A 25,982-nucleotide genomic window follows, 5' to 3' on the forward strand; every position below is an offset into this window, starting at 1 on the left:
TCACCCCCACGGAGTTAGCCGGCGGGGGGGGGCCCGCCGGCCGCCGGGGCGGGCCCCGCGCCCGGGGGTGCCGCCGGGGGGGCCGGCCCCTCGACCGAGGGTGCGGGTGGCTCACCTGGCCGCGAGGCCGCCGAGGACGAGCTTCCACACGGCCTCGAAGCGGACGTCCGCGCCCGGCGACGACCAGGTGGCCGCGTAGGCCGGGTCGTGGAACGGGGCGGTGGCGTCGAACACGGCGCGGGCCGTGTTCTGGACGTGGGCGAGCTTGAACTCCTTGGCGTCCACGCCGTCCTGGAAGATCTGCCCGATCTGCCGGACCAGGGTGTCGATGTGCGCGTCGACGGTGCCGCTGTTCTCGTCGACCAGCACCATGTAGGTGGCGAACAGCTCCGGGTCGTCGAGCGCCTTCTTCCGCTTGGCCGCGAACAGCGTCGTCAGCCAGCGGTGCAGCCGATCGCCGGCGGGGCCGCCCTCGGTGGAGATGGCCGCCAGCTGGTGGTGCGCCTGGTCGAGCCAGCGCTGGGTGACCGCCTCGCGCAGCGCGGCCTTGCTCCCGAAATGGCGGTAGACGCTGCTGTGGCTGACGCCGAGGATCCGGGCGACGTCCACGACGGTGGCCTTGGCCGGGCCGAACCGCCGGAGGACGTCCTCCGCCGCGCTCAGGATCTGCTCGGCGGTGAGTGTGGTGTCCGTGGTCACGGGGAGGTCCGTCCTTAGGGTCGTGCGGTCGGTCGGTTGGTGCTGCGGTGCTGTGGGGCTGAGGCGCTGTGGAGCTGAGGCGCCGTGGAGCTGAGGTGCCGGTGGAGCTGCGTGCGTGCGGAGAGCCCGGGGAAGTCAGCGCTCGCTGTCCAGACGGGCCATCTGCGCGGCAGCGTACCGGTCACCTGCGGCGGAGCCGGCCGGGACGGCGGCCTCGATGGCGGCGAGGTCGGCCCCGGTCAGGGTGACGTCGAGGGCGCCGAGGGCCTCGGTGAGGCGCTCCCGGCGGCGGGCGCCGACCAGCGGGACGACGTCCTGCCCGCGCGAGACCACCCAGGCGATGGCGACCTGGGCGACGCTCGCGCCCTTCTCGGCGGCGATCGCGCGCAGCTGCTCGACCAGTGCCAGGTTGTGCGTCAGGTTCTCGCCCTGGAAGCGCGGGCTATGGCTGCGGAAGTCGGTCCCGGCGAGGGCGCGCTCCGGGCTCCAGTGGCCGCTGAGCAGGCCGCGGGAGAGCACCCCGTACGCGGTGATGCCGATGCCGAGCTCGCGGGCGGCGGGGAGGACGGAGGCCTCGATCGAGCGGGTGAGCAGCGAGTACTCGATCTGCAGGTCGCTGATCGGGTGGACGGCGGCGGCGCGGCGCAAGGTCTCGGCACCGACCTCGGAGAGGCCGATGTGGCGTACGTAGCCGGCCTTCACCAGGTCGGCGATGGCACCGACGGTCTCCTCGATCGGGACCTCCGTGTCGAGGCGGGCCGGGCGGTAGACGTCGACGTAGTCGGTGCGCAGACGGCGCAGGGTGTAGGTGAGGGCGGTCTTGGTGGCGGCGGGGCTCGTGTCGTAGCCGAGCCACTGGCCGTCCGGGCTGCGCTGGGCGCCGAACTTCACGCTGATCTGCACGCTCTCGCGGTCGCGGCCGCGCAGCGCCTCGTGGATCAGCAGTTCGTTGTGGCCCATGCCGTAGAAGTCACCGGTGTCGAGCAGGGTGATCCCGGCGTCGAGGGCGGCATGGATGGTGGCGATGCTCTCGGCCTCGTCGGCCGGGCCGTACATGTCGGACATGCCCATGCAGCCGAGGCCGAGGGCCGAGGTGACGGGCCCGGTGGTGCCGAGCGGGCGCTGCGCGGGGCGGGTGTTCGAGGACATGGGTGACTCCGAGGTCCAAGGGGCGGGTGCGACGCCGGGCGGCGCGGGAGTGCGGCGGTGCCGTGGTGTGGCGGCTCGGCACTGACGGCGGGGCGCGGCGTCGCGGGCAGGGTGGCCCGGGTGTCACTATGCCACGACAGCGAACAGATTTCAAAATCTGTTCGCTGTCGTCTGTCATCTGTCAGCTGAAAGTTGAAATCTGTCGGCTGTCATCTGTTGGTCGTCATCCGTCAGGTGTCGCGGCACGCTCCCGACCGGTCGCAGTACGGCTGCCCGCCGCTGAGCCCGCAGCCGCAGAGCATCGCCCGCGGGGTGTCCCGCACCTCGCCGTCCGTGCCCGTCACCCGCAGGTCCCCGCGTACCAGCAGCCGTCCGTCCGCCGTCCGCAGCACCGTGGTCGGCCGGTCCGGCTCCTCAACGCCGCCGTCGGCCCGCCGGTAGCGCAGCGCGCCGGTGGGGCAGCGCCGCACCACCTCGGCGACGGCCTCGGGCGCCGCCGCGTTCGGTGTGATCCACGGCCGCCGCCCGGTGTCGAACACCTCCGGCAGGCCGCGCACGCACTCGGCGGCGTGCCGGCAGACCCGGGCGTCGAAGCTGACGGCGATGCCCGCACCCTCGTAGGTGCGGGCGCCGCCCCGGTCGCCCCGCCGGGCGCTCTCGTGGGCGCTCTCCCGGGCGCTCTCCCCGCCGTCGGCCGGTTCGCCTGCCGGTTCGCCGGTTGGTTCGTCGGCCATCAGTCGGCGACCCGGCTGCGGTTCTCGCACGCGAGGTCGGTGTACTCGGGGTGCCTGAGCATCCAGCCCCTGATGAACGTGCAGGTGGCCAGGACGGGCAGGTCGCGGGCGCGGGCGTCGTCCAGTGCCGCGCGGGCGAGCGCGCTGCCGATGCCCCGGCCCTCGAAGGCGGACTCGACCACGGTATGCGGGTAGACCACCAGGTGGTCGCTGCGCAGGTACTCGGCGAAGCCCGCGAGCTCGTCGTCCACCCACGCTTCGAAGCGGTGCCGGTCTTCCACGTCGCGGACCGAGAGGGTCATCGCGGCTCCTCACTGCCGGAGAGTCGGAGCCGGGCCCGGCCCCGGTCCATCATCGAGCGGTGGGGGCCGCCCCGCCCGTCGGCTCGCTCGCGGCGCCGTCGGTTGCGGCGCTGTTGGTTGCGGCGCTGGTGGTTGAGGTGCCTTCGGTCGCTGCGCCTTTGGTTGAGGTGCCGTCGGTCGTTGCGCCGTCGGTCGCCGCGGCCCGGGCCGTCGCGCCGCGGGCGGTGACCGTCCCCCCGGGCGTCCTCCAGTCCTCGTGCCCGCACGGGGAGCGGAGGAGGTGGGCGCGGGCGGGCGGGAGGTTGCGCCACACCGCGCGCCCGCCGAGCCCGTACGCCGCCTCGAACTGCCGCAGCAGTCGGACCACCGCCCGGTGGCGGGCGCCCCGGCGGGGCCCCGAGGTGAGGGTGCGCGCCGTCGTGGTGCCGAGGTACCCGAAGTACGTCAGCTCGCCGCCGGGCGTCAGCAGCCGCAGGTAGAGGTCGAGGATCTCGCGCACCCGCGCGGGGTGAAAGTTGGTGAACGGCAGTCCGGACACGATCGCGTCATACCGTTCCCCGTGTTCCTCCGGTCCGGCTCCCGCTGCCGCCACCGCCGTCCGGCAGTGCGGCAGTTCCTCGACCCGGCAGCCGGAGATGCGCAGCCCGGTCCCCGGGTGGCGGGCGGCCAGCACCGGGTCCTCCCGCAGCCGGTCGGCGAACCGCGGGTTCGCCTCGACGACGTGCAACCGGTCGCCCGGGCGCAGCACCCGGACCAGGCGGCGGGTCACGACGCCGGTGCCGGCGCCGACCTCCAGCACCGAGATCGGACGGTTCGGACGGCTGAGGACCGGTACGACCAGGGCGTTCACCAGGTCCGGGCCGCTCGGGGCCAGCGCGCCGGTGTCGTGGAAGGTGCGCAGGGCCTCGGCGAGGAACAGCAGATGGTCCCCCGCGGAGGATGAACTCCGCTTCGGGGACGTGGAGTCGGGGCGGCGCCCGAGCTGGTCGTTCGTCATGTCATCGACGCTAGGCAGGGCCGGACCGCCGCGGATCGGCCGGTCAGTGACGGGCGCCCCCGACGAAAGTCGAGGGTGCGGGTGGCCGGAGGACAGGGGCGGCTCGATGCCGGGCGCACCTGGCATCGAGCCCGAGTTCCGGGTCCGAACCCCGAGTTCCGGGTCCGAACCCCGAGTTCCGAGTCCGAGTCGCGAGTCCGAACCCCGAGTCCCCAGCCCCGAGTCGCGAGTCCGAACCCCGAGTCCCGAGCCCCGGGCCCGAGTTCCTCGCCCCGGGTCGGGGACGGGCTGAAGCCCGATGCGGTGAAGAGGAGGAGAGAGGGCAGAAGGAGCACGAGGAGCGGAGGGCGGGGAAGCGGTGGAAGCGGGGGACCGGCGGCAGCAGGGCGGAGGAAGCCGCCGCCGGGAGGACCACAGCGGACGGAAGGCCTTCGGGCCGACGGGAGGAGGGGCCCGATGCGCAGGAGCCTGCTCGGCTGGTACGGCCCGGACCACCGGTGGTGGACCGACACGGTGCTGCTGCTCGGCCTGCTGGCCCTCGCCGCGGAGGAGGCCGTGGTGCAGTGGCTCCAGGCGGACGGTCCGCTGCGCGCACCGCGTACCGTCGTGGCCGCGCTGGCCTCGCTCTCGTTGTTCCTCGCCCGCCGCTACCCGGTCGCCTCCGCCGTCCTGCCGGTGCTCACCGCCGGGGTGTTCGACCGGGCCTTCCCCGGGCTGTTCAGCGTCTTCCACCTCGCCTACCTCGGCCGGACCGGCCCGGCGGTGGTCGGGGGCGCGGTCATCGCGGTGGCCAGCGGGTCCGGCGCGGATTCGCCGGTCGGCTGGGCCGGTGCCACCGGGGCCCAACTCCTCGTCCAGGCCGCCGCCTTGTCGGTCGGCCTGTGGCTGCACGGCAGGCGGGTGCTGATCCACACCCTGCACGAGCAGGTCGACGCGCTGCGCCGTGAACGCGAGCTGCGCGCCGAACAGGCCCGGGCCGCCGAACGCGCCCGGATCGCCCGGGAGATGCACGACGTGCTGGCCCACCGTCTCAGCCTGCTGGTGCTGCACGCCGGAGTGCTGCGGGACCAGGCCCGGGCCGGCACCGTCGCCGACGACCTGGACCGGCTCGGCCACCGGATCGAACTGCTGCGCACCGCCGCCGCCCGCTCGCTCGACGACCTGCGCGACGTCCTGGGAGTACTGCGCGCCGACCTGCCGGACAGGGCCGACGGCGGGGGCGAGCCGCTTGCGCCGGGCGGAGCCGGGTCCGTCCCGGCACCCGCCCTGCGTGACCTCGCCGAGCTCGTCGGGGAGGCGACCCAGGCGGGGCAGCGGGTCGAACTGGCCCTCTCCGGGGACCCGGAGGCCGTCCCGACCACCCACCGGCTGGCCGTGCACCGCCTGGTCCAGGAGGCCTTGACCAACGCCCGCAAGCACGCGACGGCCGCGCCGGTCACCGTCCGGGTCGGCTACGGGGAGCCGGCGACCACGGTCGAGGTCCGCAACGGTCCGGCCGGGGCGCCGTCCGACGGTCGGGGCACGGGCGGCGGGTACGGACTGGTGGGGCTGAGCGAACGGGTCGGCGCGCTCGGCGGTGACCTCGACGCGGGACCGGACGGCACCGGCGGCTTCCGGCTCTCCGCCCGGTTGCCCGGGCCGGGCCGCCCGCCGGGGACGGCGCCGGGCCGTCCGCGGCCGCCGATACGAGCCGAGGAGCCCGAGGAGCCCGAGGAGCCCGAGCTGTCCGAGCTGTTCGAGGTATCCGAGGCGTCCGAGCTGTCCGAGCCACCTGCAGTCCCCGGGCCGCCCGGGGCGCCGAAGCGGCACCCGACGTACCCGACGTACCCGACGCACCCGACGCACGCGACGCAACCGAGGCACCCGGAGCGGCGACCGAAGCCGCCGACGCAGCAGCCGGAGGAGACCGCATGATCCGCACGATGGTGGTGGACGACGACGCGCTGGTCCGGCTCGGACTGGTCGACCTGCTGGCCCAGGACCCGGCGCTGACCGTGGTGGCCGAGGCCGCCGACGGGTTCCAGGCCGTCGAGATCGCCGGCAGCCGCCGGGTCGACGTCGCGCTGATGGACATCCGGATGCCCCGGCTCGACGGCATCGCCGCCACCCGTCGACTGCGTGAACTGCCCGACGCCCCGCGGGTCATCGCGCTCACCACCTTCGACCTGGACGAGTACGTGTACCAAGCGCTCGCCGCCGGGGCCGACGGCTTCCTGCTCAAGGACACCCCGCCCGCCGACATCGCCCGGGCCGTGCACGTCGTCGCGGGCGGCCAGGGGATGCTGCACCCGGCGGCCGCGCGACGCCTGATCGACCGGTACCACAGGGTCGGCGCGCCCCGGTCGGTCGCCGCCCGCGGCCGGGTCGCCGGACTCACCCCGCGCGAGACCGACGTGTTGCGCGAACTCGCCGACGGGCTCTCCAACGCGGAGATCGCGGGCGTCCTGGGGATGCGGGAGAGCACCGTCAAGGCGCACGTCAGCCGGATCCTGACCGGGCTCGGCGTCGGCAACCGCGTCCAGGCCGCGTTGCTGGCACGCGATGCCGGGCTGGTCGGGGACGGCCCCTGAGGGCGGCGGCCGGTCCGGCTCCGCGGTGGCGGTACCCGCGACGACGGCACGTGCGGTCGCGGAACGCCCGGTGGCGGTGGAGCCTTGGGCGGCTGCGGGGCCCCCGGGAGGCGGCGCTGCGTCCGGTGACGGCGCACGGCGGGCTCGTCGGGGCATCCCATCGGCCGGTGTTCACGCGGGTGTTCCCCGGACGTTCCCCCGGAGTCAGGCCCGGTGTCCGGTCGGGCTTCCCTGAGCCGTCGCGTGCTCCCGGTTCGTACCGCGGGCTGAGCCGCTGTCACCCATCCGGCGTGGAAATGCCGTGCCTTGGCGGTTTGCGCTGCCGAAGTCGGGCGGCGGGTCCATGGTGGAGATGGGCGCGATCCGGCGACCGCGCCCGCGCGCCGATCCAGGCCCGCGCGCCGTGCGCCCGTCGCCGTTCCCCGACGGGTGCCCGAGGTCGGGCCCGGTACCGGCACGCTGGGAGCAGGGCCACCTCGCAGGAAACCGAACGGTTCTTCTAGGCTCACATCTCGGCTTCCCTGCGGCGGTCAGGCCACTGCGCCCGCCGCCGGGAGGCCGCCGTCCACGGGGCTCCGGGCGGACCGGGGCCACCGGATCGAGCGAGGAGGACACACATGCCAAGCACGCCGCCCAGCCGTTCCACCGCACTTGGGCCAGACGGACCGTTCCGGAGGGCCGCCGATCATCCCGGCCGCACGGCGCGGTCCGGCCGGGCCTGGTACCCGGGCGGGAGCGGTCGGCCGTCCCGACCGCTGAATACCGGCGGCGGCCGCGGAGGCGCGCGTTGAGTCCCCAGATCGTCGGGTCGTCGGCCGCGCCGGGTGCTGCCGCGGAAACCGACCGGAACCCGTCCCCCGTCCCGGCGGCCGTCGACGGCGAAGCCCTCGCCGCAGTCACTGCGGCAGCCACCGCAGCCGTGGCGCCCGCTCCTTCGGTGTCGTCGCCCCCGTCGGCCCAGACCTCGCCCGCCAAGTCCTCGCCCGCGCAGTCGTCGCCTGCCCAGTCCTCACCCGCCCCTATGTCGCCCGCCCAGACCTCGCCCGTGCCGACCCCGGCAATCGGCACGAACCCCGGGCCGGCCGCCGCTTCCAGAACCACCGCCCCCGCCGGGAGCGCGCCGGTCACCGCGGCACTGCCCGGCCTGCCACAGGCGCTCAGTGTCCGCGCCCGTACCCTCGCCGGCGCCGTCCGACGCCGCTGCGCCGACCTCGCCCGGATCGAGTCGCCCAGCGGGGACGCCGCCCGACTCGACGCCCTCGCCGAGGAGTTGGCGTCCGGCTTCCGTGCCACCGGCGCCACCGCCCGGCGCGAGCCCGGCCCGGCCGGAGACCACCTCGTCCTGGAGTGGGAGGGGCGGGACGAGTCCTTGCCGCACCTGTTGATCGTCGGCCACCACGACACCGTCTGGCCGGCGGGCACCCTGGCGGACTGGCCGGTCACCGAGGAGAACGGCCGGCTCACCGGGCCCGGCGTGGTCGACATGAAGGGCGGACTCGCCATCCTGGAGGGCGCGTTGGCCCTTCTCGCGGACCTCGGGGAGCGGCCGCACCGGACCGTGCGGCTGGTCGTGGTCTCCGACGAGGAGGTCGGCAGTCCGGACGGGCGGCGCCTGGTCGAGCGCCAACTGCGCGGCGCCGCCGCGGTGCTGGGGCTCGAACCGCCGCACCCCGACGGCCGGCTGAAGACCGCCCGGCGCGGCAGCACCCGGGTCCGGCTCACCGTGACCGGGCGCGAGGCGCACGCCGGCAACGACGCCCACGACGGGGTGTCGGCGGTCGACGAGCTGGTGGACCAGCTCGTGCTGGTCCGCGGCCTCGCGGGCCAGCCCGGTACGGAGCTCAACGCCGGCCGGATCAGCGGCGGTTCGCGGGCCAACGTGATCGCGGGCCGGGCCGAGGCCGAGCTCGGGCTGCGGTTCTCCACCGCCGAGGCGCAGCGCCGCACGCTCGACCACCTCGCCCGGCTCACCGCGCTGCGCCCGGGGGCCAGGGTGCGGACGGAGGTGCTGTCCAGCCGTCCGGCGTGGCCCGAGCGGACCGGCAACCCGTTGCTGCGGCACGTGCGTTCGCTCGCGGCGGTGCTCGGGCAGCAGCTGGACGGCGCCCCGGCCGGCGGGGCGGGGGACACCAACCTTCCGGGCTCGCGCGGGCTCCCGACCCTGGACGGGTTCGGTGCGGTCGGGGCCGGGGCGCACGCCCGGCACGAGCACATCCGGCTGGACCAGATCGCCCCCCGGATCGCGCTGCTGGCGGCGCTCCTCGCCGTACCGCTGCCGCGACTGCGGGACCGTGCGGAGGGCTGAGCGGGGGTCGTGCGCCGGTGACGGCCCGCCGCCCGAGTCGAGCCGGGTCGGCGGCGGGTAGCGAGTAGCGGCCGAGGGGGGCGGCTGACCACGGTTGCGGCTGCTGCGACTCACGGCCGGCCGCCGGCCGCAGCTCATGGCCGACCGCCGCCACGGCTCGCAGCCGACGGCTGCCGCAGCTCACCGGCGACGGCGAACAGATGACAGCCGACAGATGACAGATGACAGATAACAGCTGACAGATTTCGAAATCTGTCAGCTGTTATCTGTTTCGTGCCTTGCCATCCCTCCGCCCCGCCGCGCAGAATGGTACCGACCGAACGGTCAGTCGGTTGGTGCCCGGGCCCCGGGCGGACCGGCGCGCAGGACACGAGAGGGGACCGTGGTGACAGCAGAGGTGGCCGAGCCGGTTCCCGCGCAGGCGCCGGAGGACCGGTTCGAGGCGGTCGTCGCCGCCGAGCAGCGGATCGAGCCCAGGGACTGGATGCCCGACGCCTACCGGGCGACCCTGATCCGGCAGATCGCCCAGCACGCCCACTCCGAGATCATCGGCATGCAGCCCGAGGGCAACTGGCTCACCCGGGCCCCCTCGCTGCGCCGCAAGGCCATCCTGCTCGCCAAGGCCCAGGACGAGGCCGGTCACGGCCTCTACCTCTACGCCGCCGCCGAGACCCTCGGGGTCGATCGCGCCGAGCTGACCGAGAAGCTGATCTCCGGCCGCCAGAAGTACTCCTCGATCTTCAACTACCCGACCCTCACCTTCGCCGACGTCGGTGTGATCGGCTGGCTGGTGGACGGCGCGGCGATCTGCAACCAGGTGCCGCTCTGCCGCTGCAGCTACGGCCCGTACGCCCGGGCGATGGTGCGGATCTGCAAGGAGGAGTCCTTCCACCAGCGGCAGGGCTACGAGCTCCTGATGACGCTGATGCGTGGCACCGAGGCCCAGCGCCGGATGGTCCAGGACGCCGTGGACCGCTGGTGGTGGCCGTCGCTGATGATGTTCGGCCCCTCGGACGCGGACTCGCCCAACACCGCCCGCTCGATGGCCTGGCGGATCAAGCGGCACAGCAACGACGAGCTGCGGCAGCGGTTCGTCGACATGAGCGTCCCGCAGGCCGAGCACCTGGGCGTGACCCTGCCCGACCCCGAGCTGCGCCGGAACGAGGAGCGTGGCGGCTGGGACTTCGGCGAGCCGGACTGGTCCGAGCTGAACCGGGTCATCCGCGGTCAGGGCCCGTGCAACGCAGAGCGGGTCGAACGCCGCCGCGCCGCCCACGAGGACGGCGCCTGGGTGCGCGAGGCGGCCGTCGCCTACGCCGCCAAGCGCGCTGCGGAGCAGTCCGCCGCGGCCGGGCCGCAGGCCCAGCACGTCCAGCACGCCACGGAACAGGAGAACGGAAAGTGACCGAGCCCATGGCCGAGTCCAAGGCGGTGCCCACGGCGGGGTCCAAGGCCGGCTGGCCGCTGTACGAGGTGTTCGTGCGCCCCCGGCGCGGCCTGAACCACGTGCACGTCGGCTCGCTGCACGCGGCCGACGACCGGATGGCCCTGCTCGCGGCCCGCGACCTCTACACCCGCCGCAACGAGGGCGTCAGCCTCTGGGTGGTCCGCTCGGACGCGATCACCGCCTCCACCCCGGACGAGCGCGACCCGTTCTTCGAGCCCAGCGGCGACAAGGTCTACCGCCACCCGACCTTCTACGACATCCCCGAGGATGTCCCGCACATCTGACGGGGGAACCGCCATGCAGGACCACACCGCCACGCAGGAGCACACCGCCTCCGGCCCCGACCACGGGGACCACCAAGACCACGCGGGCCGGCAGAGCCACGCGGGCCACGGGGACCACGGGGACCATGCGGGTCACGACGACCACGTCTACCTCAGCCTGGCCGAGGCCGCCCCCGGCCCCGAGGGCGAGGGCCGCTGGGCGTACGGGACGGGCTTCGCCGACCCGCTGCTCGGCGTCGACACCGCCCTGCCCGCCGGGACGGACGGCACGGACCTGGCCGCCTACTGCCAGATGCTCGGCGACGACGCCCTGATCCTGGCCCAGCGGCTGATCGAATGGTGCACCCGGGCGCCCGAGCTGGAGGAGGAGGTCGCCCTGGCGAACCTCGGCCTCGACCTGCTCGGCCAGTCCCGCCTGCTGCTGACCCGGGCCGGTCAGGCGGACGGCACCGGCCGCACCGAGGACGACCTGGCGTACTGGCGCGAGGAGCACGAGTTCCGCAACGTCCGGCTGGTGGAGACGCCGAACGGCGACTTCGCCTACTCGATCGCCCGGCTGCTGCTCTTCGCCACCGCGCGCGGCGCCCTGTACGAGGCACTGAGCGCGCACCCCGACCCGGTGCTGGCGGCGGTCGCGGCGCGCGGGGTCAAGGAGCTGGCCTACCACCGCGAGTACGCCACCGCCTGGACGCTGCGCCTCGGCGACGGCACGCCCCACTCCGCCGAGCGGATGCAGGCCGGGCTGGACGCCGTGTGGCCGCTGCTGGAGGAACTGTTCACGGCGCACCCGGTGGAGCTGCGGGTGGGCGTCGACCCGGCGACCCTGCGCGAGCCGGTGCTGGGCGCGCTCGGGGCGGTCCTCGCCGAGGCCGGACTGACCGTGCCGGAGGTGCCGCCGTTGGCCACCGTCCTCGGCCGGGCCGGCCGCGACGGCGTGCACACCGAGGCCCTCGGTCCGCTGCTCGCCGAACTGCAGGTGGTGGCCCGCGCACACCCGGGGGCGACGTGGTGACCGGGCAGCTCGCCGCCGACGCGGTGACCGGAACCGCGGGCGTCGCCGCCGCGGACACCGCCCGCGAGCCGGCCCGGGCGGTCGCCGGGGCCGTCCCGGACCCGGAGCTGCCCATGCTCACCCTGGCGGACCTGGGCGTCCTGGCCGGGGTCGAGGTGGACGGCGGCACCGGTGCGGTCACCGCCTGGCTGACCCCGACCTACTCGGGCTGCCCCGCGGTCGCCGAGATGGCCGCCGACGTGGACCGCCGGCTGCGTGCGGCCGGGTACCCGGACGTCCGGGTGCGGCTGCGGCTGGACCCGCCGTGGTCCACCGACCTGATCACCGCCGAGGGCCGCCGAAAGCTCGCCGAGGCAGGCATCGCCCCGCCGCGCCCGACCTCCGCCGTCCGCGCGGCCGGACCGGTCCCGCTCGCCCTCGGCCCGACCCGCGCCGGAGCCGCGACCGGTACCGCGACCGGAGCTGCGGCCCGGGCCGCCACCGGCGCGGCACCCGTGCCGTGCCCGCAGTGCGGCAGCCCGGAGACGGAGGAGCTGTCCCGCTTCGGCTCCACCGCCTGCAAGGCGCTCTGGCGCTGCCGCGCCTGCCGGGAGCCCTTCGAACGCGTCAAGGAGATCTGAATGCCCGCCGCCTCGCCCGCCGCCGCTTCGCCTTCCGCCGCCGTCGCGGACGCCGCCTCGCCCGCCGCCGGCACCCGGGCGACCGGCATCCGCCCGGCCCGCCGCCCCACCTTCCACGGGCTGCGGATCGACCGGGTGGAGCGGCTCTGCGACGACGCCGTCGCGGTGACCTTCGCGGTGCCCGACGAGCTGGCGGAGGAGTTCGCCTTCCGCCCCGGGCAGACCCTGACGCTGCGCAAGCTGGTGGACGGCGTGGACGAGCGCCGCTCGTACTCGATCTGCGCCCCCGTCGGCGGCCCGCTGCGGATCGCCGTCCGCGAGGTGCCGGGCGGGCTGTTCTCGCGCTGGCTGGTGCGTGAGGCGCGGCCCGGCGAGGAGGTGGAGGTCCTGACGCCGTCGGGCCTCTTCACCCCGGAACTCGGCGTCCCCGCCGATCACGTGCTGCTCGCGGCCGGCTCCGGCATCACCCCGATGCTGTCGATCGCCGGCTCCGTGCTGGCCGCCGACCGCCGCTCGACCGTCACCCTGCTCTACGGCAACCGCCGCAGCGACACCGTGATGTTCGCCGACGAGCTGGCCGACCTGAAGGACCGCTACCTCGGCCGCTTCCAGCTGGTCCACGTGCTCTCCCGGGAGACCAGGGACGCCGAACTGCTCAGCGGCCGCCTGGACCCGGAGCGGGTGCGGGCACTGCTGGCGGCACTGGTGGACGTCGGGAACGTCGGCCACTGGTGGCTGTGCGGCCCGTTCGGCATGGTCACGGGAGCGAAGGACCTGCTCGCCGAACTGGGCGTGCCGGGCGAGCGGGTGCACCAGGAGCTGTTCCACGCCGAGGACGAGCCGCTGCCGGAGCGCGACGAGGACTGGGACCGGACGGACGCCTCGTCGGACGGCGGGACCGGCGCGCACAGCGAGGTCACCGTCGTGCTCGACGGCCGCGGCAGCACCCTCACCCTCCCGTGCGACCGCTCGATCCTGGACGGCGCGCAGCGCTCCCGCCCCGACCTGCCGTTCGCCTGCAAGGGCGGCGTCTGCGGCACCTGCCGCGCCCTGGTCACCGAGGGCGAGGTGGAGATGCGCCGCAACTTCGCCCTGGAGGAGAAGGAACTGGCCGCGGGCTACGTCCTCACCTGCCAGGCCCGTCCGGTCACCGACCGGGTGACGGTCGACTACGACCGCTGAGCCGCGGTGGCCGGGCTGCGCGGTCCGCCGCGCGGCCGGTGGCCGGCCACCGGAGGGCGGCCACCGGAGGGCGGTCAGACCGCCGCCGGGGCGGCCTGCTGCGTCGGCTCGCCGAGCAGCTTGACCAGGTCGTTGACGGCCGCGCGCCCGGCCCGGTTCGCGCCGACCGTGCTGGCGGACGGGCCGTAGCCGACCAGGTGCACGCGCGGATCGGCGGTGGCGCGGGTGCCGGTGAGCGCGATGCCGCCGCCGGGGGAGCGCAGACCGAGCGGGGCCAGGTGGCCGACCTCGGGCCGGAATCCGGTCGCCCAGACGATCGCGTCCACCGCCGACTCCTCGTCGCCCCAGGCGACCCCGTGCTCGGTGAGACGGTCGAACACGGGCCGGCGGTGCAGCGCGCCCAGCTCCTCGGCGCGCCGGTAGGCCACGGACGGGCCGAGTCCCGTCACGCTCACCACACTGCGCACCGGCAGGCCCTGCCGGACCCGCTCCTCGACCTCGGCCACCACCGCGCGTCCGTACTCGGGGGTGAACGGCCCGTCGTGGTAGACGGGTTCGGATCGGGTCACCCAGACCGTCTCGCCGACCGCCGCCACCTCGGACAGCACCTGGATCGCCGAGGCGCCGCCGCCCACCACCAGGACGCGCTTGCCCGCGAACTCCTCCGGGCCGCGGTAGTCGGCGTAGTGCAGCTGGCGGCCGGCGAAGTGGCCCGGGTAGTGCGGGAGGAACGGGCGGGTCCAGGTGCCGGTGGCGTTGATCAGCGCGCGGGTCGACCAGGTGCCGCGGTCGGTCTCCACCAGCAGTCGCGAGTCCGGGCGCTCGGACTCGGCACGCACGGCGCGCACCGCGACCGGGCGTACGACCGGGAGCGCGTGCCGGGCCTCGTACGCCGCGAAGTACCCCGGCACCACCTCGCGCGCGGGGGCCTCGGGGCCGACCGGCGGGAGCTCGGCGTCCGGGAGGTCGTGGAAGCCGTGCACGGTGGCCATCCGCAGCGACGGCGAGCGGTGCGCCCAGGCGCCGCCGGGGGCGGCGTCGGCGTCGAGCACGACGAAGCCGCCGTCGGCGCCCGCCCGGTGCGGGGCGAAGCCGCGGCGGCGCAGGTGGTAGGCGGCGGACAGGCCGGCCTGCCCGGCGCCCACCACCAGGACGTCCACGCGCTGCGGCGCGGCGTTCGTCGCACCGTCGGCGGTCGCACGGGCCTGCGTTGCACGGTCCTGCGTTGCACGGTCCTGCGTTGCACGGGCCTGCGTTGTACCGACGTTCGTTGCACCGTAAACAGTCACGGCCGTGAAACATTCGGGGCGCGGCGACTGTTCCCGCCGGTTCCACCGCCTCCTCGATCCGGGCGGAGGGCGCGGGGGTGGCGCGCGGGGGGCTGCGGGTGGTGGGCGGTGGGTGGTGGGTGCTCAGGCGATTGGAGAGATCACCGCGGCGGTGCCGTAGGCGCAGACCTCGGTGCCGACGTCGGCCGCCTCCGTGACGTCGAAGCGCATCATCAGGACAGCATTGCCGCCGCGCGCCTTGGCCTGCTCGACCAGCCGCTGCATCGCCTCGTTGCGGCTCTCGACCAGGGTCTTCGTCAGACCGCGCAGCTCACCGCCGATCAGGGACTTCAGGCCGGCACCGATCTGGCTGCCGATGTGGCGGCTGCGGACGGTCAGTCCGAAGACCTCGCCGATCACGCGGTCGACCCGGAATCCGGGGATGTCATTGGTGGTCACGACCAGGACGTCGGCGTTCGGGCCCTGCCCGCCGCCGTACTCGTTGATGTCAGCCATGGGACCCATCCTGCCCATGTGAGGCGTCCGAGTGACAGAGGCCGGACCGGGTCGTGGCCGAGAAGGCTTCCGGAAGCTGGTCCGGACCGGTGATCGGGCGGCCGAAAAGCCGTACCGTAGCCCCATGGGCGAGCGAAGCGATCATCCACAGGGGCCGGGCGCGGCGGAGGACTCCGGCGCGCAGGAGATCGAGGCGACGGTGGTGCTGGGCCTGCGGATCACCGACTGGCCGGCCCTGCGCGCGGCCGCGATCAGGGCCGTCGAGGAGCTGGACTTCGAGGGCATCGACCCGGCGGGCCAGCGCCGTGAACTGCTGCGCGAGGTCGCCGAGGACGCCAACGCGGCACTCGGCGCGCTGCTGCACCCGGACCGGCTGGTGGCCGCCATCCCCGGGATCGAGGCGGTCGGCGGCACGCTGGAGATCAGCGTGACCGAGGACTTCTCACCGGACTTCGCCGAGCTGTTCCCGCTGGAGAGCGAGGACGAGGACGGCGGCGCGGGCGCGGACTGGACGCTCACCCCGCGCACCGCCTGCCTGCTCCACGCCCAGCTGCTCGGCCTGGCCGACGCCGCCTACGACGACCTCGACGAGCACGGGGACGAGCCGGTCGCCGACGGGGACGACACCGACTGGACGGTCTTCGGCCGACTGCCCCAGCGCACCTGGCGAATGCACCGTGGCTGGCGGCGCGCGATGGCCCGGGCCTTCGACGACCTGGCCGACGACCTCGCGCTCGGCGAGTGGCCGCTGCCGCGCTGCCTGGCCGACGACCTCGCGCTGCGGATGGCGCTGGTGGACGCCCGGGCGCTGCTCGGCGCGCAGCCCGAGTCGGTGGCGGACATGATGGGCGACCTTCCGGCCGACCTGTACGACTACGACTGGGAAGGCTGCAACGACGAGCTGTTCGGCGTCTACGGGCCGGACGACGGCGACCCGGAGCTGGGCTCGGAGCAGCGGACGGAGATGCTGCTGGCGGCCACGCACCCGGAAGGCTGGTTCCTGATGTACGAGGACGCGGAGGAGCGTGACCCGCAGCGCGGCTACCGGCGCTGACAGGGCGTCGGACCCGGCGGGAACGAGCAGCCCGGAACCGACCGACCGACCGGCCGACCGGAGCCGACCGACGGGCCGGCCGACGGGCCGGCCGGGACGGCCCGGCGGACGGGCGGTCAGGCTGCGGACATGTCCGATGTGCCTGGAATGCGCGATGTGTCCCCGACAGGTTCCGGTCGGACGGACGGACCCCGGCGGCCGACGGGAACGAGCCCGCGTTGGACCGGATCGCGCTCGGACTGGACAGCGTGCGGGCCGCGCAGCGCGGACGCACGGCCGAGGCGCGGGCCGGCTTTCGAGGCGCTCTGGGAGGAACCGGGGGAGCAGGACGTCTTCCACCGCTGCGTGCCGGCGCACCACCTGGCCGATCTGCAGGACGACCCGCGGGCCGAGCCGGAGTGGGACCGGCGGGCCCTCGCCGCCGCCGACTCGCTGACCGCCGAGCGCGCCCGGACCTACGAGCCGGCCCGCCAGGTGCGCGCCTTCCACCCGTCGTTGCACCTCAACCTGGCCTCGGACCACCTCAAGCCCGGCGAGCCCGACCTCGCGCGCGAGCAGCTCGAACGGGCCGTGCGCACCCTGGACGTGCTGCCCGAGGACGCCTACGGCGCGGGGATCCGGGCAGCCGTGGACGAGCTGCGCCAACGGCTGCGCTGACCGGGTGGGGCGGGACGAACGGGGCGGGCCGAGCGGGGTGGGGCGGGGCTGGCATGCTGGACGGGTGACTTCTCCGTTCGACGCCCCGGCCCCCGTTTCTCCGTCCACCTCGTCCGCTGCGCCGTCCCCGGCTGACCCGGACTCCGGTGACTCCCCGGCCCTGGAGGGCCGCGACGCGCGGCCGCAGTACGTGCTGCCGCTGGTCGTCCGGATGGAGCGGGCCACCCCGCCGGGTCGGACGGACGCGCTGGAGACCTCGGCCCGGGCGGTGCTCACGCTGCTGTCCGACCCGCGGGTGACCGAGGAGGACGGCGAGTGGGCCGAGCGGGTCGTGGCCTGGGAGGACGCCCGGATCCGCAAGGTGGTCCGGCGGGCCCGGGGCGGGGAGTGGCGGCGGGCGGGCGAGCTGCCGGGCGTCACGGTGCGGGGGCGGGAGGCTGAGGTACGGGTGTTCCCGCCGGTCCCGCTGGACGGTTGGCCCAAGGAGCTGGCCAAGCTTCAGGTCTCCGGGACGGACTTGGAGGAGACGGCCGAGGTCGGCGCGCCCGGGTCCGGGGTGCCGGTGCTGTGGCTCAACCCGGAGCTCGAGATGAGCGCAGGCAAGACGATGGCGCAGACCGGGCACGCCGCCCAGCTCGCCTGGTGGCGGCTGGACGAGGCGCAGCGCAAGGAGTGGGCGGAGTCCGGCTTCGCGCTCGCGGTGCGGACGGCCGCACCGGGAGCGTGGGAGGAGCTGGTCCGCAGCGGACTGCCGGTGGTCCAGGACGCCGGATTCACCGAGATCGCCCCGGGCAGCTGCACGGTGATCGCGGAGCACCCGGCGTTGCGCTGAGGGCCGGTGCCGAGGGCCGATGTTGAGGGCCGGTGCCGAGGGCTGGTGCTGAGGACCGGTGCCGAGGTCGGAGGGTCGGTGGCGGCGGGCGAGCGGCGGTGGACGAGCGACGGCGAACAGATGACAGCGAACAGATGACAGATGACAGATGTCGAAATCTGAAAGCTGTCATCTGTTCTCCGGCGCCACGTCCCCGTCCGCTGCTACGAACCGGAGGCTTCGTACCGCCGCATCGCGCGGAGGCCGCCGTAGGACGCCAGGGCCGTCCAGAGCGCCATGATCAGCAGTCCGGTCCAGTGTCCGTAGTGGACGCCCGGCTCGGGCTGGGTGCGCATCGCGTGGAGGCCGGCCCGGTCGGGCAGGAACTGGCCGACCTCGCGGACGCCGGGGATGGCCGCGAGCCAGGTGGTGCCGAGGAACACCATCGGGGTGAGCAGTCCGAGTGCGGCGCTGAGGTTGCCCAGCATCGTGGTCAGCCCGAGGCAGATCAGCACCATCATCGGGTGGTAGAGCACGCCGGCCAGGAAGCTGCGGCTCAGGCCGGGGGTGGAGAGGTCCACGCCGCCGACGGCGGCCACGGCCAGGAACGACCCCGCCGTGGAGGCCAGCCCGAGCAGCAGGCCCAGTCCGCCGCCGAGCACGAGCTTGGCGCCGTACAGCCGGCCGCGGCGGGGGACGGCGGTGAGCGAACCGCCGATCATCCGGGTGTTGAACTCCTGCCCGATCAGCAGGACTCCGAAGCAGGCCACGGCGACGTGGCCGAACAGCAGCCCGTAGTAGATCCCGCCGGCCGGGTCCTCGCCGGGGGTGTGGTCCTCGGCTCCGTAAGCGGCGTTGACCGCGGCGGTGATGCCGACGGTCAGCACCAGGGCGGTCAGCGGTGCCGCCCATTGCGAGGGCAGCGTGGTGAACTTGATCCGTTCGGCCCGCAGGGCGCCGATGAGCGTACTCATACTCTCTCCCATCTCCCTTTCCCCCGGGGTTACTTGGTGGGGCGGTGGCGCATCGCGCGCAGGCCGCCGTACGCGGCCAGGGCCGTCCAGAGCGTCATGATCAGCAGTCCGGTCCAGTGGCCGTACCCGACCTGTGGGTCGTCGACGTAGCGCAGCGCGTACTGGCCGGCCCGGTCGGGCAGGAACTGCGCCGCCCGGCGGACTCCGGGCACGCCGCTGAGCAGCGGTGAGAGCAGGAAGACGGTGGGGACCAGCAGCCCCATGGCGGCGGTGAGGTTGCGCAGCAGAGCGGTCACCCCGAGGCAGAGCACCACCAGCAGCGCCTGGTAGAGCACCCCGGCGACGGCGCTGCGGACCAGGGCGGGCCCGTCCCAGGCGCCGGGGACGGTGGCCGCGTACCCCGCGAAGGCGCCCGCCGTGCCGACGGCGCCGACGGCGAGGCCGACCAGAGCGCCCAACGCCAGCTTGGCACCGTACAGTCGGCCGCGGTGCGGGACGGCGGTGAGCGACACGTCGATCATGCGGGTGTTGAACTCCTGGCCGATCAGCAGGATGCCGAAGCACGCCAGGGCCGCCTGGCCGAAGTTGAGGCCGTAGAAGACGCCGACGCTCGGGTCGTCGGTGATGTTGTGGTCCTTGGCGCCGAGGGCCGCGCCGATCGCCGTGGTGACCCCGGCGGTGAGCAGGGCGGCGAGCAGCGGGGTGACCCAGAGCGAGCGGAGGGTGGTGAGCTTGATCCGCTCGGCACGGAAGGCGTCGAAGGCGTGGGGCGACCGGGGGGTGCCAGGGGCCGTCGCGCCGAGGGGGCCGGCGCTCATGCGGCGGTCTCCGTCCGGTACTCGACGCTGTCCGCCGTCATCCGCATGAACGCCTCCTCCAGGGAGTCCTGTTGGGTCGCGATCTCGTACAGCACCACGCCGTTGGCGGCGGCGAGCGCGGCGATCCGCTCGGGTTCGGCGCCGCTCACCTCCCAGGCGCCGCCGTCGACCCGGGTGGCGTCGAGGCCGTGGCCGGCGCCGCCGAGCAGCGCGGCCAGCTTGGCCGGATCGACCGCCCGCACCCGGATCCGGGTGCGGCCGTGGCGGTCGATGAAGTCGGAGGTGGCGGCGTCGGCCAGCAGCCGGCCGCGGCCGATCACCACCAAGTGGTCGGCGGTGAGGGCCATTTCGCTCATCAGGTGGGAGGAGACCAGTACCGCCCTGCCCTCGGCGGCGAGGTCGCGCAGCAGGGTGCGGATCCAGCGGATGCCCTCGGGGTCGAGGCCGTTGACCGGTTCGTCGAGGAGCAGTACCGCAGGGTCGCCGAGCAACGCGGCGGCCACTCCGAGGCGCTGGCGCATGCCGAGGGAGAAACGTCGGATCCGCTGCCCGGCCGCGTCCGCCAGGCCGACCTGCGCGAGCACCTCGCCGACCCGGCGCTCCGGTATGCCGTTGCTCGCGGCTAGCCAGCGCAGTTGGCCGCGCGCCGTCCGGCCGCCGTGCAGGGCGTGGGCGTCCAGGAGGGCGCCGACCTGCCGTAGCGGGTGGGGGAGTTCGGCGTAGGCGTGACCGTCGATCAGGGCGCGTCCGGAGGTGGGCCGGTCCAGGCCGAGGACCAGGCGCATGGTGGTGCTCTTGCCCGCGCCGTTCGGGCCGAGGAAGCCGGTCACCACGCCGGGGCGGACCTCGAAGGACAGGTCGTCGACGACTCGCCGTCCGTCGTACTCCTTGGTCAGGCCCTGGATCTCGATCACGGGCGTGCTCCCCTCCGGTCGTTGCGTGGTGGCGTTGCGTAGTGGCGTTGCGTTGGTGGCGTCGCGCGGTGTCGTTGCCGCTGCCGGCGGTTCCGGCCGGTGGTCACATTCGACCGGACCGGGCCGGACCGGCGGATCCCGCCGCGGAGTGGAGGCGTCTCCCTCCCGGGAGGGAGGGTGTTCACGCCCGGAGCGGGATCCGGGAGGCTCCGGTGGCCTGGCAGGATGGCCAGGTGACCAAGATCGCCGTGCCGAGGATCCTCGCGCCGTTGCTGGCCGGTGCCACGTACGCGCGGCTGCTGCACCTCCTGGTCGGGTGGATCTTCGCGGGCGTCGTGCTGCTGGTCTATCCGGGGACGTACCGGCTCTCCCTCCCGCGGATCCTGCTGGAGAGCGCCGCGGTGGACTCCGTGCTGCTGGTGCTCGTCGCGCTCATCCCGGCGGCGCGGCGGGCGGAGGGGGTCCAGGCCCGGCTGCTGCTGGTGCCCGACCGCGAGCAGGACATCGCCGCCGACTCCTCCCGCAGCCACGCCGACCGGTGGCGCACCGCGCTCTGGCTGATCGGCCGGGTCGCGCTCGGTACGGCGGTCGGGATGGCGATCGCGTTCGGCGTCAACGCGGCCGGCGAGCTGCTGGCCGGACCGCAGGGACCGCGCTACCTCCTGCTCCTGCCGGTGGCGCTGTTCGGCTTCGGCTGGCTGGTGGTCGGCGCAGGTCACCTGCAACTGGCCATGGCCGTCAGGCTGTTGGGTCCGTCCCCGGCGGAGCGACTGGCGGCGGCCGAGCTGCGGGCCGAACGGCTGCTGGAGCGCAACCGGTTGGCCCGTGAGCTGCACGATTCGATCGGCCACGCACTGACGGTGACGGTCCTTCAGGCGGGTGCGGCGCGCGAGGTCGGGGATCCGGCGTTCGTCGCCAAGGTGCTCGAGGTCATCGAGGAGACCGGGCGCCAGGCCATGGAGGACCTCGAACGCACCCTCGTCCTGCTACGCGAGACCCCGCCCGGGGCGAACGGGACGGCCACCGAACAGCCCGGCATCGACCAGTTGCCGGCACTGTTCGACACCGCCCGCGCGGCCGGCAGCCCGGTCGAGGCGCGGGTCGAGGTGGCGGCCGGTTCGCTGCCCGGGGTGCTTTCCCGTGAGTCCTACCGGATCGTCCAGGAGGGCGTCACCAATGCGCTCAAGTACGCACCGGGAGAGCCCGTCGAGGTTCGCATCGCCGTCCGGGACGGGCAGTTGGAGCTGAGCTGCGCCAACCGGCTGGCCGGCAACGGACCACGCCCCCTGGCCGGCGGGCCACGCTCCTCGTCCGGCGGGCCACGCTCCCCGGCCGGCGGGGTCCGGGCCCCGGCGGGCCCGGGACGCCCTTCGGCCACCGCAACGCGCAAGGGCGGCAAGGGCCTGCGGGGCATCCGCGAGCGGGCCGCGCTGCTCGGCGGGGAGGCCGCGGCAGGGGCGTCGCAGGACGGCAGCGGGGAGTGGGTGCTGCGGGTCCGGCTGCCCCTACGCTTGGGCTCGTGACGAACGATCTTGTGGCTGACGGTCCGGCCGGCGGGGTTGCGGGGATGACGGACGTCCTGCTCGCCGATGACGAGGAGCTGGTCCGGTTCGGGCTGAGGGCCGTCCTGGAGGCGCAGGGTGACCTGCGGGTGGTCGGCGAGGCCGCCGACGGTGCCGAGGCGGTGGCGATGGCCCGCGCGCTGCGTCCGCACGTCGTGCTGATGGACGTCCGGATGCCGGTGATGGACGGGCTGGCGGCCACGCGTGAGCTGCTGCGCACGGGCATCGGGACCAGCACCGGCACCGGGACGGGCACGGGCACGGGCATCAGCACCGGCCCCGGAACGGGAACCGGCCCCGGAACGGGAACCGGATCGGGATCGGGAACCGGGACCCCGGGGGAGCGGCCGCCGCGGATCCTGGTCGTGACCACCTTCGAGAACGACGACTACGTCTACCAAGCGCTGCGCGCGGGCGCCGACGGCTTCCTGCTCAAGCGCTCCCGCCCGGCCGAGATCGCGCAGGCGGTACGGCTGGTGGCGGCGGGTGAGTCATTGCTCTTCCCGGCCGCGATCCGCCGCCTGGCCGCCGGGCACGGCAACCCGACCGCCCGCGCCGCCATGGAGCGGGCGGCGCTGACCGAGCGCGAGGCGGAGGTGCTGCGGCTGGTCGCCGGCGGTCTCAGCAACGGGGAGATCGCCGAGCGGCTGTTCCTCGGCGTGCAGACGGTGAAGACGCACGTCAGCAGCGTGCTGGCGAAGCTGGGCGCGCGGGACCGTACCCAGGCGGTGATCGCCGCGTACGAGTCGGGGTTCGTCGAGCCGTCGGAGTAGCACCGGTGGGCCCCGGCGAGTGGGGCGGGCGGAGGTTCAGGTCGGCGAGCGGAGGTTCAGGCCGGGTAGGCGTGGGTCTGGGTGGCCTTGACCGAGGCCCAGACCGTCACCCCGGGGGCCAGTTCCAGCTCCGCGACGGCGGCCGGGGTGAGGTCGGCGGCCATCGGTAGGTCGCCGGCCAGCTCGGCACGGACCCGGTCGCCGTGCAGGTCCAGACCGGCGACCTCGGCCCGCCACAGGTTGCGCGCGCTGGACTGCGGACGCTCCCGGTAGAGGGTCACCGCGGACGGCGGGAAGGCGACGAACGCCGGGCCGTCCAGCTCCTCCGTGGTGGCCAGCACGGTGCCGTCCGGGAGCGTGACGCGGGTGCCCTCGGCCCGGCCCTGGTACAGGTTCAGCCCGACCAGGCGGGCGATGTAGTCGGTGCGCGGCCGCCGGGCGACCTCGGCCGGGCTGCCGGACTGCACCTCGCGCCCGTGCTCGATCACCACCAGCCGGTCGGCCAGCACCATCGCGTCCAGCGGGTCGTGCGTCACCAGTACCGCCACCGCCTCGAACTCGGCCAGGTGGCGCCGCAGTTGGGAGCGCACGTCGAGGCGGGTGCGGGCATCCAGGGCGGCCAGTGGCTCGTCGAGCAGGAGCAACCGGGGGCGGGCGGCGAGTGCCCGGGCCAGCGCCACCCGCTGTGCCTGGCCGCCGGACAGCCGACCGGGGCGGGCGGCGGCGTGGTCGGCCAGGCCCATCCGCTCCAGCCAGACGGCGGCCTCGGCCCGGGCGGCGCGCTTGGGGCGGCCCTGACAGCGCGGGCCGAAGGCGACGTTGTCGAGGGCGCTGAGGTGCGGGAACAGCAGGTAGTCCTGGAACACCACGCCGACCGGGCGTTCCTCGGCGGGCGTGTGCACCCGTTCGGCCGGGTCCTCCAGGGTGCGGCCGTCGAGGCGCAGGTGGCCGTCGGTGAGCGGGAGCAGGCCGGCGAGGGCGCGCAGTGCGGTGGACTTGCCGGCGCCGTTCGGGCCGAGCAGCGCGACCACCTCGCCGGAGGCGGCGGTGAGGTCGAGATCGAGGGTGAACGCGGGCCGGTCGACCCGCAGTCGGGCGTCGAGGGCGGCGGCGTTCGCGGGGCTGTCGATGCTCATCGGGTCGGCTTCCGGGCGTTGGGAGTCGGCGTCCAGGCGTGCGGCGGGATAGCCGGGGGGATGCGGGCGGGCCGGGGCGCCACCGCCGCGCCCGGGGTCCCGGCGGGGCGGGTCACGGCGCCGACAGCCAGCGGTCGCGCAGCCCGACCAGGACGGCGACGGAGACCACCAGCAGCACCAGTGACAGCGCGATCGCGGCCTGCGGGTCGGACTCCATGGCCAGGTAGACGGCCAGCGGCATGGTCTGGGTGCGGCCGGGGAAGTTCCCCGCGAAGGTGATCGTCGCGCCGAACTCGCCGAGCGCCCGGGCCCAGGCCAGGACGGCGCCCGCGGCGATCCCCGGCGCGATCAGCGGCAGGGTGACCCGCCGGAAGGCGGTCAGCCGGGAGGCGCCCAGGGTCGCGGCGGCCTCCTCGTAGCGGGGGTCGGCGGCCCGCAGCGCGCCCTCGACGCTGATCACCAGGAACGGCATCGCGACGAAGGCCTCGGCGATCACGACGCCGGTGGTGGTGAAGGGCAGTGTGAGGCCGAAGGCCGAGTCCAGCCAGGAGCCGACGATCCCGCGCCGCCCGAGCACCAGCAGCAGCGCCACGCCGCCGACCACCGGCGGCAGCACCAGCGGCAGGGTGACCAGCGCCCGGATGACCCGGCGGCCCGGCAGTTCGGTGCGGGCGAGCAGCCAGGCCAGCGGGACGCCGAGGACCAGGGACACGGCGGTGGCCGCCGTCGCGCTGATCAGGGACAGGCGCAGCGCGTCCCAGACGGCGGGGCTGGTGAGCTGCTCGGACAGGTCGCCCCACGGCGCCCGGACCAGCAGGCCGACCAGCGGGAGGACCAGGAAGGCCAGTCCGAGCAGTGCCGGGAGCAGCAGGGTGACCGGGACGCGGTTGCCGCGCGACCGGCGCCGGCGCCGCGGCAGGGCCCGCACGGGTCCTGCCGTGCCGCCGGCGGCACGGTCCTGGCTGCCGCCGTCCTGGCTGCCCCCGGCTTGGCCGGGGCCCCGGTCGGGGCGCTTCCCGCCGGATCCGGTGGTGCGGTCGCTCACGGCGCCTGGAAGCCCGCCGCGGTCAGCACCTGCTCGGCCTCGGGCGACCGGACGTACGCGACGAAGGCGGCGGCGCCGTCCTTGTTCGGGGCCTTGGCGAGCGCGGCGATCGGGTAGTCGTTCACGGCCTTGGCGGCCTCGGGGAAGTCCACGCCGTCGATCTTCGCAGCATCGGCCTGCACATCGGTCTTGTACACCAGCGAGGCGTCGACCTCACCGAGTTCGACCTTGGTGAGCGCGCCCTTGACGTCCTGCTCCAGGGTGACCGGGGTGAGGTCGAGCCCGGCGGCCTTGAGCGCGGTCTGCGCGGCGGCGCCGCAGGGCACCTCCTTCGCGCACAGTGCGACCTTCACACCGGAGGCGGTGAGGTCCTTGAGGCCCGCGACGTGCTTGGGGTTGCCCTTGGGAACGGCGATGGTGAGCGTGTTCCTGACGAAGGTCGTCGGCTGGCCGCTCGCGCCGCCCGCGTCGGACACGGTCTTCATGGTGGCCGGGCTGGCGGCGGCGAACACGTCGGCCGGGGCACCGGAGTTGATGCTGGTCGCGAGGCTGGAGCTGCCGCCGAAGTTGAAGGTGACCTTGCTGCCCGGGTTGGCGGCCTCGAACTTCTTGCCGAGTTCGGTGAAGGTCTCCTTGAGCGACGCGGCGGCGAAGACGGTGATGGCGCCGCTCGCCTTCGGCACGGCACCGCCCGAGGCGGAGGAGCCCTGGGTGGCGGCGGTCGAGGCCGTGGTGCCGGAGGACTTGCCGCCGTCGCTGCCGCAGGCGGTGACCCCGAGGCTGAGGACGAGGGCGGCTGCGGCGGCGACGGCGAGTCTGCGGGTGGTGCCGGTCGTACGGGTGCTCATCGGTGGTTCCCCTCCGGGTGCGCGCCGGGAGGGGCGCGAGGGACTGACCGCAGCTGCGGCCATTACGGCGATCATAGTGCCGCAAATGCAAGCGATAAATCCCCTGTCACTTCGCACAGCCGGGGGCGGCCAGTGGCCTCGGAGCTGCTGTGGGATGGCTCAAACGGGTGCGCCCGGAGCGGTCTCCGAGGGCCGGGCCAGCGGTGGATGCGTCGCACCCGGAGCGGTCTCCGAGGGCCGGGCCGACGGTAAATGCGTCGCGCCGGGGGCGGTCGACGGGTCAGAGTGGTCGCCGTCCGTACACA

General features: G+C 74.8%; 26 protein-coding genes. 13 read left to right on the forward strand and 13 right to left on the reverse strand.

Going from position 1 to position 25,982, the window contains the following annotated elements:
- Positions 1-111 precede the first annotated feature (111 nt).
- From ACFV0O_RS12185 to ACFV0O_RS12205, 5 genes are all read right to left on the reverse strand, one after another.
- A complete protein-coding gene (locus tag ACFV0O_RS12185; RefSeq protein ID WP_380339925.1) occupies positions 112-699 on the reverse strand; it encodes a TetR family transcriptional regulator in 588 nt (195 codons plus the stop codon).
- A gap of 135 nt (positions 700-834) precedes the next feature.
- Positions 835-1,848: an aldo/keto reductase gene (locus ACFV0O_RS12190; RefSeq protein ID WP_380339927.1), complete on the reverse strand. Its 1,014-nt coding sequence runs from the start codon at positions 1,846-1,848 to the stop codon at positions 835-837.
- A 230-nt stretch (positions 1,849-2,078) separates the two neighbouring features.
- Positions 2,079-2,582, reverse strand: coding sequence for a (4Fe-4S)-binding protein (locus ACFV0O_RS12195; protein ID WP_380339930.1), 504 nt, complete (start codon positions 2,580-2,582; stop codon positions 2,079-2,081).
- Entirely contained in the window at positions 2,582-2,884 is a 303-nt protein-coding gene (locus ACFV0O_RS12200) for a GNAT family N-acetyltransferase (RefSeq protein WP_380339933.1), read from the reverse strand. Before ACFV0O_RS12200 ends, ACFV0O_RS12195 begins: the two co-directional genes overlap by 1 nt.
- A gap of 49 nt (positions 2,885-2,933) precedes the next feature.
- Positions 2,934-3,881 carry a class I SAM-dependent methyltransferase gene (locus ACFV0O_RS12205; protein ID WP_380339936.1) on the reverse strand — a complete coding sequence of 316 codons (948 nt, stop codon included), beginning with the start codon at positions 3,879-3,881 and terminating at the stop codon, positions 2,934-2,936.
- A 456-nt stretch (positions 3,882-4,337) separates the two neighbouring features.
- On the opposite strand from ACFV0O_RS12205, the gene ACFV0O_RS12210 reads away from it, so the two are divergent.
- From ACFV0O_RS12210 to paaE, 8 genes are all read left to right on the forward strand, one after another.
- Complete coding sequence (locus tag ACFV0O_RS12210) at positions 4,338-5,795, forward strand: sensor histidine kinase (RefSeq protein WP_380339939.1); 1,458 nt, start codon at positions 4,338-4,340, stop codon at positions 5,793-5,795.
- Positions 5,792-6,451 carry a response regulator gene (locus ACFV0O_RS12215; RefSeq protein ID WP_380339942.1) on the forward strand — a complete coding sequence of 220 codons (660 nt, stop codon included), beginning with the start codon at positions 5,792-5,794 and terminating at the stop codon, positions 6,449-6,451. The genes ACFV0O_RS12210 and ACFV0O_RS12215 overlap by 4 nt, the downstream gene beginning before the upstream one ends.
- Before the next feature lie 1,045 nt (positions 6,452-7,496).
- On the forward strand, positions 7,497-8,756 hold the full coding sequence (locus ACFV0O_RS12220; RefSeq protein WP_380339945.1) for a M20 family metallopeptidase: 1,260 nt from the start codon (positions 7,497-7,499) through the stop codon (positions 8,754-8,756).
- Between the two features lie 397 nt (positions 8,757-9,153).
- Positions 9,154-10,161, forward strand: coding sequence for a 1,2-phenylacetyl-CoA epoxidase subunit PaaA (gene paaA / locus ACFV0O_RS12225; RefSeq protein WP_360250707.1), 1,008 nt, complete (start codon positions 9,154-9,156; stop codon positions 10,159-10,161).
- Positions 10,162-10,169: 8 nt separating this feature from the next.
- The gene (gene paaB / locus ACFV0O_RS12230) at positions 10,170-10,487 is read left to right on the forward strand and encodes a 1,2-phenylacetyl-CoA epoxidase subunit PaaB (RefSeq protein WP_360250704.1); all 318 of its coding nucleotides are present in this window, start codon (positions 10,170-10,172) and stop codon (positions 10,485-10,487) included.
- Between the two features lie 13 nt (positions 10,488-10,500).
- Complete coding sequence (gene paaC / locus ACFV0O_RS12235; protein WP_380339947.1) at positions 10,501-11,499, forward strand: 1,2-phenylacetyl-CoA epoxidase subunit PaaC; 999 nt, start codon at positions 10,501-10,503, stop codon at positions 11,497-11,499.
- Positions 11,500-11,612: 113 nt separating this feature from the next.
- On the forward strand, positions 11,613-12,119 hold the full coding sequence (gene paaD / locus ACFV0O_RS12240; protein WP_380340278.1) for a 1,2-phenylacetyl-CoA epoxidase subunit PaaD: 507 nt from the start codon (positions 11,613-11,615) through the stop codon (positions 12,117-12,119).
- Positions 12,120-13,301 (forward strand): 1,2-phenylacetyl-CoA epoxidase subunit PaaE, encoded by a 1,182-nt coding sequence (gene paaE / locus ACFV0O_RS12245; protein WP_380339950.1) that lies wholly within the window; start codon positions 12,120-12,122, stop codon positions 13,299-13,301.
- Positions 13,302-13,375: 74 nt separating this feature from the next.
- Here paaE and ACFV0O_RS12250 read toward each other — a convergent pair whose 3' ends face one another.
- Positions 13,376-14,461, reverse strand: a complete 1,086-nt coding sequence (locus tag ACFV0O_RS12250) for an NAD(P)-binding domain-containing protein (RefSeq protein WP_380339953.1) — start codon at positions 14,459-14,461, stop codon at positions 13,376-13,378.
- A 252-nt stretch (positions 14,462-14,713) separates the two neighbouring features.
- The gene (locus ACFV0O_RS12255; protein WP_360250510.1) at positions 14,714-15,085 is read right to left on the reverse strand and encodes a YbjQ family protein; all 372 of its coding nucleotides are present in this window, start codon (positions 15,083-15,085) and stop codon (positions 14,714-14,716) included.
- Between the two features lie 124 nt (positions 15,086-15,209).
- Between ACFV0O_RS12255 and ACFV0O_RS12260 the strand changes: the two genes are divergently transcribed.
- The 3 genes from ACFV0O_RS12260 to ACFV0O_RS12270 all read left to right on the forward strand — a co-directional run bounded on the left by ACFV0O_RS12260 (position 15,210) and on the right by ACFV0O_RS12270 (position 17,628).
- The gene (locus ACFV0O_RS12260) at positions 15,210-16,139 is read left to right on the forward strand and encodes a hypothetical protein (RefSeq protein ID WP_360250507.1); all 930 of its coding nucleotides are present in this window, start codon (positions 15,210-15,212) and stop codon (positions 16,137-16,139) included.
- Positions 16,140-16,484: 345 nt separating this feature from the next.
- On the forward strand, positions 16,485-16,796 hold the full coding sequence (locus tag ACFV0O_RS12265; protein WP_380339957.1) for a hypothetical protein: 312 nt from the start codon (positions 16,485-16,487) through the stop codon (positions 16,794-16,796).
- A gap of 64 nt (positions 16,797-16,860) precedes the next feature.
- Positions 16,861-17,628 carry an aminoacyl-tRNA hydrolase gene (locus ACFV0O_RS12270; protein WP_380339960.1) on the forward strand — a complete coding sequence of 256 codons (768 nt, stop codon included), beginning with the start codon at positions 16,861-16,863 and terminating at the stop codon, positions 17,626-17,628.
- Positions 17,629-17,831: 203 nt separating this feature from the next.
- Here the strand turns inward: ACFV0O_RS12270 and ACFV0O_RS12275 are convergent, their stop codons facing one another.
- Genes ACFV0O_RS12275 through ACFV0O_RS12285 form a run of 3 tightly spaced genes read right to left on the reverse strand, consistent with a single transcriptional unit; the run spans position 17,832 to position 20,313 of the window.
- A complete protein-coding gene (locus tag ACFV0O_RS12275) occupies positions 17,832-18,581 on the reverse strand; it encodes a hypothetical protein (RefSeq protein ID WP_380339962.1) in 750 nt (249 codons plus the stop codon).
- 29 nt (positions 18,582-18,610) lie between these two features.
- Positions 18,611-19,399, reverse strand: coding sequence for a hypothetical protein (locus tag ACFV0O_RS12280; RefSeq protein ID WP_380339965.1), 789 nt, complete (start codon positions 19,397-19,399; stop codon positions 18,611-18,613).
- Complete coding sequence (locus ACFV0O_RS12285; RefSeq protein WP_380339967.1) at positions 19,396-20,313, reverse strand: ABC transporter ATP-binding protein; 918 nt, start codon at positions 20,311-20,313, stop codon at positions 19,396-19,398. The genes ACFV0O_RS12280 and ACFV0O_RS12285 overlap by 4 nt, the downstream gene beginning before the upstream one ends.
- A gap of 233 nt (positions 20,314-20,546) precedes the next feature.
- Here ACFV0O_RS12285 and ACFV0O_RS12290 point away from each other — a divergent pair, with 233 nt between their 5' ends.
- Positions 20,547-21,836 (forward strand): sensor histidine kinase, encoded by a 1,290-nt coding sequence (locus ACFV0O_RS12290; protein ID WP_380339969.1) that lies wholly within the window; start codon positions 20,547-20,549, stop codon positions 21,834-21,836.
- 44 nt (positions 21,837-21,880) lie between these two features.
- Entirely contained in the window at positions 21,881-22,648 is a 768-nt protein-coding gene (locus ACFV0O_RS12295) for a response regulator (protein WP_380340281.1), read from the forward strand.
- 56 nt (positions 22,649-22,704) lie between these two features.
- Here ACFV0O_RS12295 and ACFV0O_RS12300 read toward each other — a convergent pair whose 3' ends face one another.
- From ACFV0O_RS12300 to modA, 3 genes are all read right to left on the reverse strand, one after another.
- Complete coding sequence (locus ACFV0O_RS12300; protein WP_380339972.1) at positions 22,705-23,784, reverse strand: ABC transporter ATP-binding protein; 1,080 nt, start codon at positions 23,782-23,784, stop codon at positions 22,705-22,707.
- 112 nt (positions 23,785-23,896) lie between these two features.
- Positions 23,897-24,829: an ABC transporter permease gene (locus ACFV0O_RS12305; protein ID WP_380339975.1), complete on the reverse strand. Its 933-nt coding sequence runs from the start codon at positions 24,827-24,829 to the stop codon at positions 23,897-23,899.
- On the reverse strand, positions 24,826-25,677 hold the full coding sequence (gene modA / locus ACFV0O_RS12310) for a molybdate ABC transporter substrate-binding protein (RefSeq protein WP_380339978.1): 852 nt from the start codon (positions 25,675-25,677) through the stop codon (positions 24,826-24,828). The genes ACFV0O_RS12305 and modA overlap by 4 nt, the downstream gene beginning before the upstream one ends.
- Positions 25,678-25,982 lie beyond the last annotated feature (305 nt).

The sequence above is a fragment of the Kitasatospora sp. NPDC059577 genome, from assembly GCF_042735475.1.
GTDB lineage: Bacteria > Actinomycetota > Actinomycetes > Streptomycetales > Streptomycetaceae > Kitasatospora.

Coding starts and splice junctions, on each gene's coding strand:
- ACFV0O_RS12300 (WP_380339972.1), bottom strand. CDS start 23,784: ATGAGCATCGACAGCCCCGCGAACGCCGCCGCCCTCGACGCCCGACTG.
- modA (WP_380339978.1), bottom strand. CDS start 25,677: ATGAGCACCCGTACGACCGGCACCACCCGCAGACTCGCCGTCGCCGCC.
- paaD (WP_380340278.1), top strand. CDS start 11,613: ATGCTCACCCTGGCGGACCTGGGCGTCCTGGCCGGGGTCGAGGTGGAC.
- ACFV0O_RS12195 (WP_380339930.1), bottom strand. CDS start 2,582: ATGGCCGACGAACCAACCGGCGAACCGGCAGGCGAACCGGCCGACGGC.
- paaE (WP_380339950.1), top strand. CDS start 12,120: ATGCCCGCCGCCTCGCCCGCCGCCGCTTCGCCTTCCGCCGCCGTCGCG.
- ACFV0O_RS12200 (WP_380339933.1), bottom strand. CDS start 2,884: ATGACCCTCTCGGTCCGCGACGTGGAAGACCGGCACCGCTTCGAAGCG.
- ACFV0O_RS12295 (WP_380340281.1), top strand. CDS start 21,881: ATGACGGACGTCCTGCTCGCCGATGACGAGGAGCTGGTCCGGTTCGGG.
- ACFV0O_RS12190 (WP_380339927.1), bottom strand. CDS start 1,848: ATGTCCTCGAACACCCGCCCCGCGCAGCGCCCGCTCGGCACCACCGGG.
- ACFV0O_RS12275 (WP_380339962.1), bottom strand. CDS start 18,581: ATGAGTACGCTCATCGGCGCCCTGCGGGCCGAACGGATCAAGTTCACC.
- ACFV0O_RS12255 (WP_360250510.1), bottom strand. CDS start 15,085: ATGGCTGACATCAACGAGTACGGCGGCGGGCAGGGCCCGAACGCCGAC.
- ACFV0O_RS12205 (WP_380339936.1), bottom strand. CDS start 3,881: ATGACGAACGACCAGCTCGGGCGCCGCCCCGACTCCACGTCCCCGAAG.
- ACFV0O_RS12280 (WP_380339965.1), bottom strand. CDS start 19,399: ATGAGCGCCGGCCCCCTCGGCGCGACGGCCCCTGGCACCCCCCGGTCG.
- paaB (WP_360250704.1), top strand. CDS start 10,170: ATGGCCGAGTCCAAGGCGGTGCCCACGGCGGGGTCCAAGGCCGGCTGG.
- paaC (WP_380339947.1), top strand. CDS start 10,501: ATGCAGGACCACACCGCCACGCAGGAGCACACCGCCTCCGGCCCCGAC.
- ACFV0O_RS12260 (WP_360250507.1), top strand. CDS start 15,210: ATGGGCGAGCGAAGCGATCATCCACAGGGGCCGGGCGCGGCGGAGGAC.
- ACFV0O_RS12215 (WP_380339942.1), top strand. CDS start 5,792: ATGATCCGCACGATGGTGGTGGACGACGACGCGCTGGTCCGGCTCGGA.
- ACFV0O_RS12210 (WP_380339939.1), top strand. CDS start 4,338: ATGCGCAGGAGCCTGCTCGGCTGGTACGGCCCGGACCACCGGTGGTGG.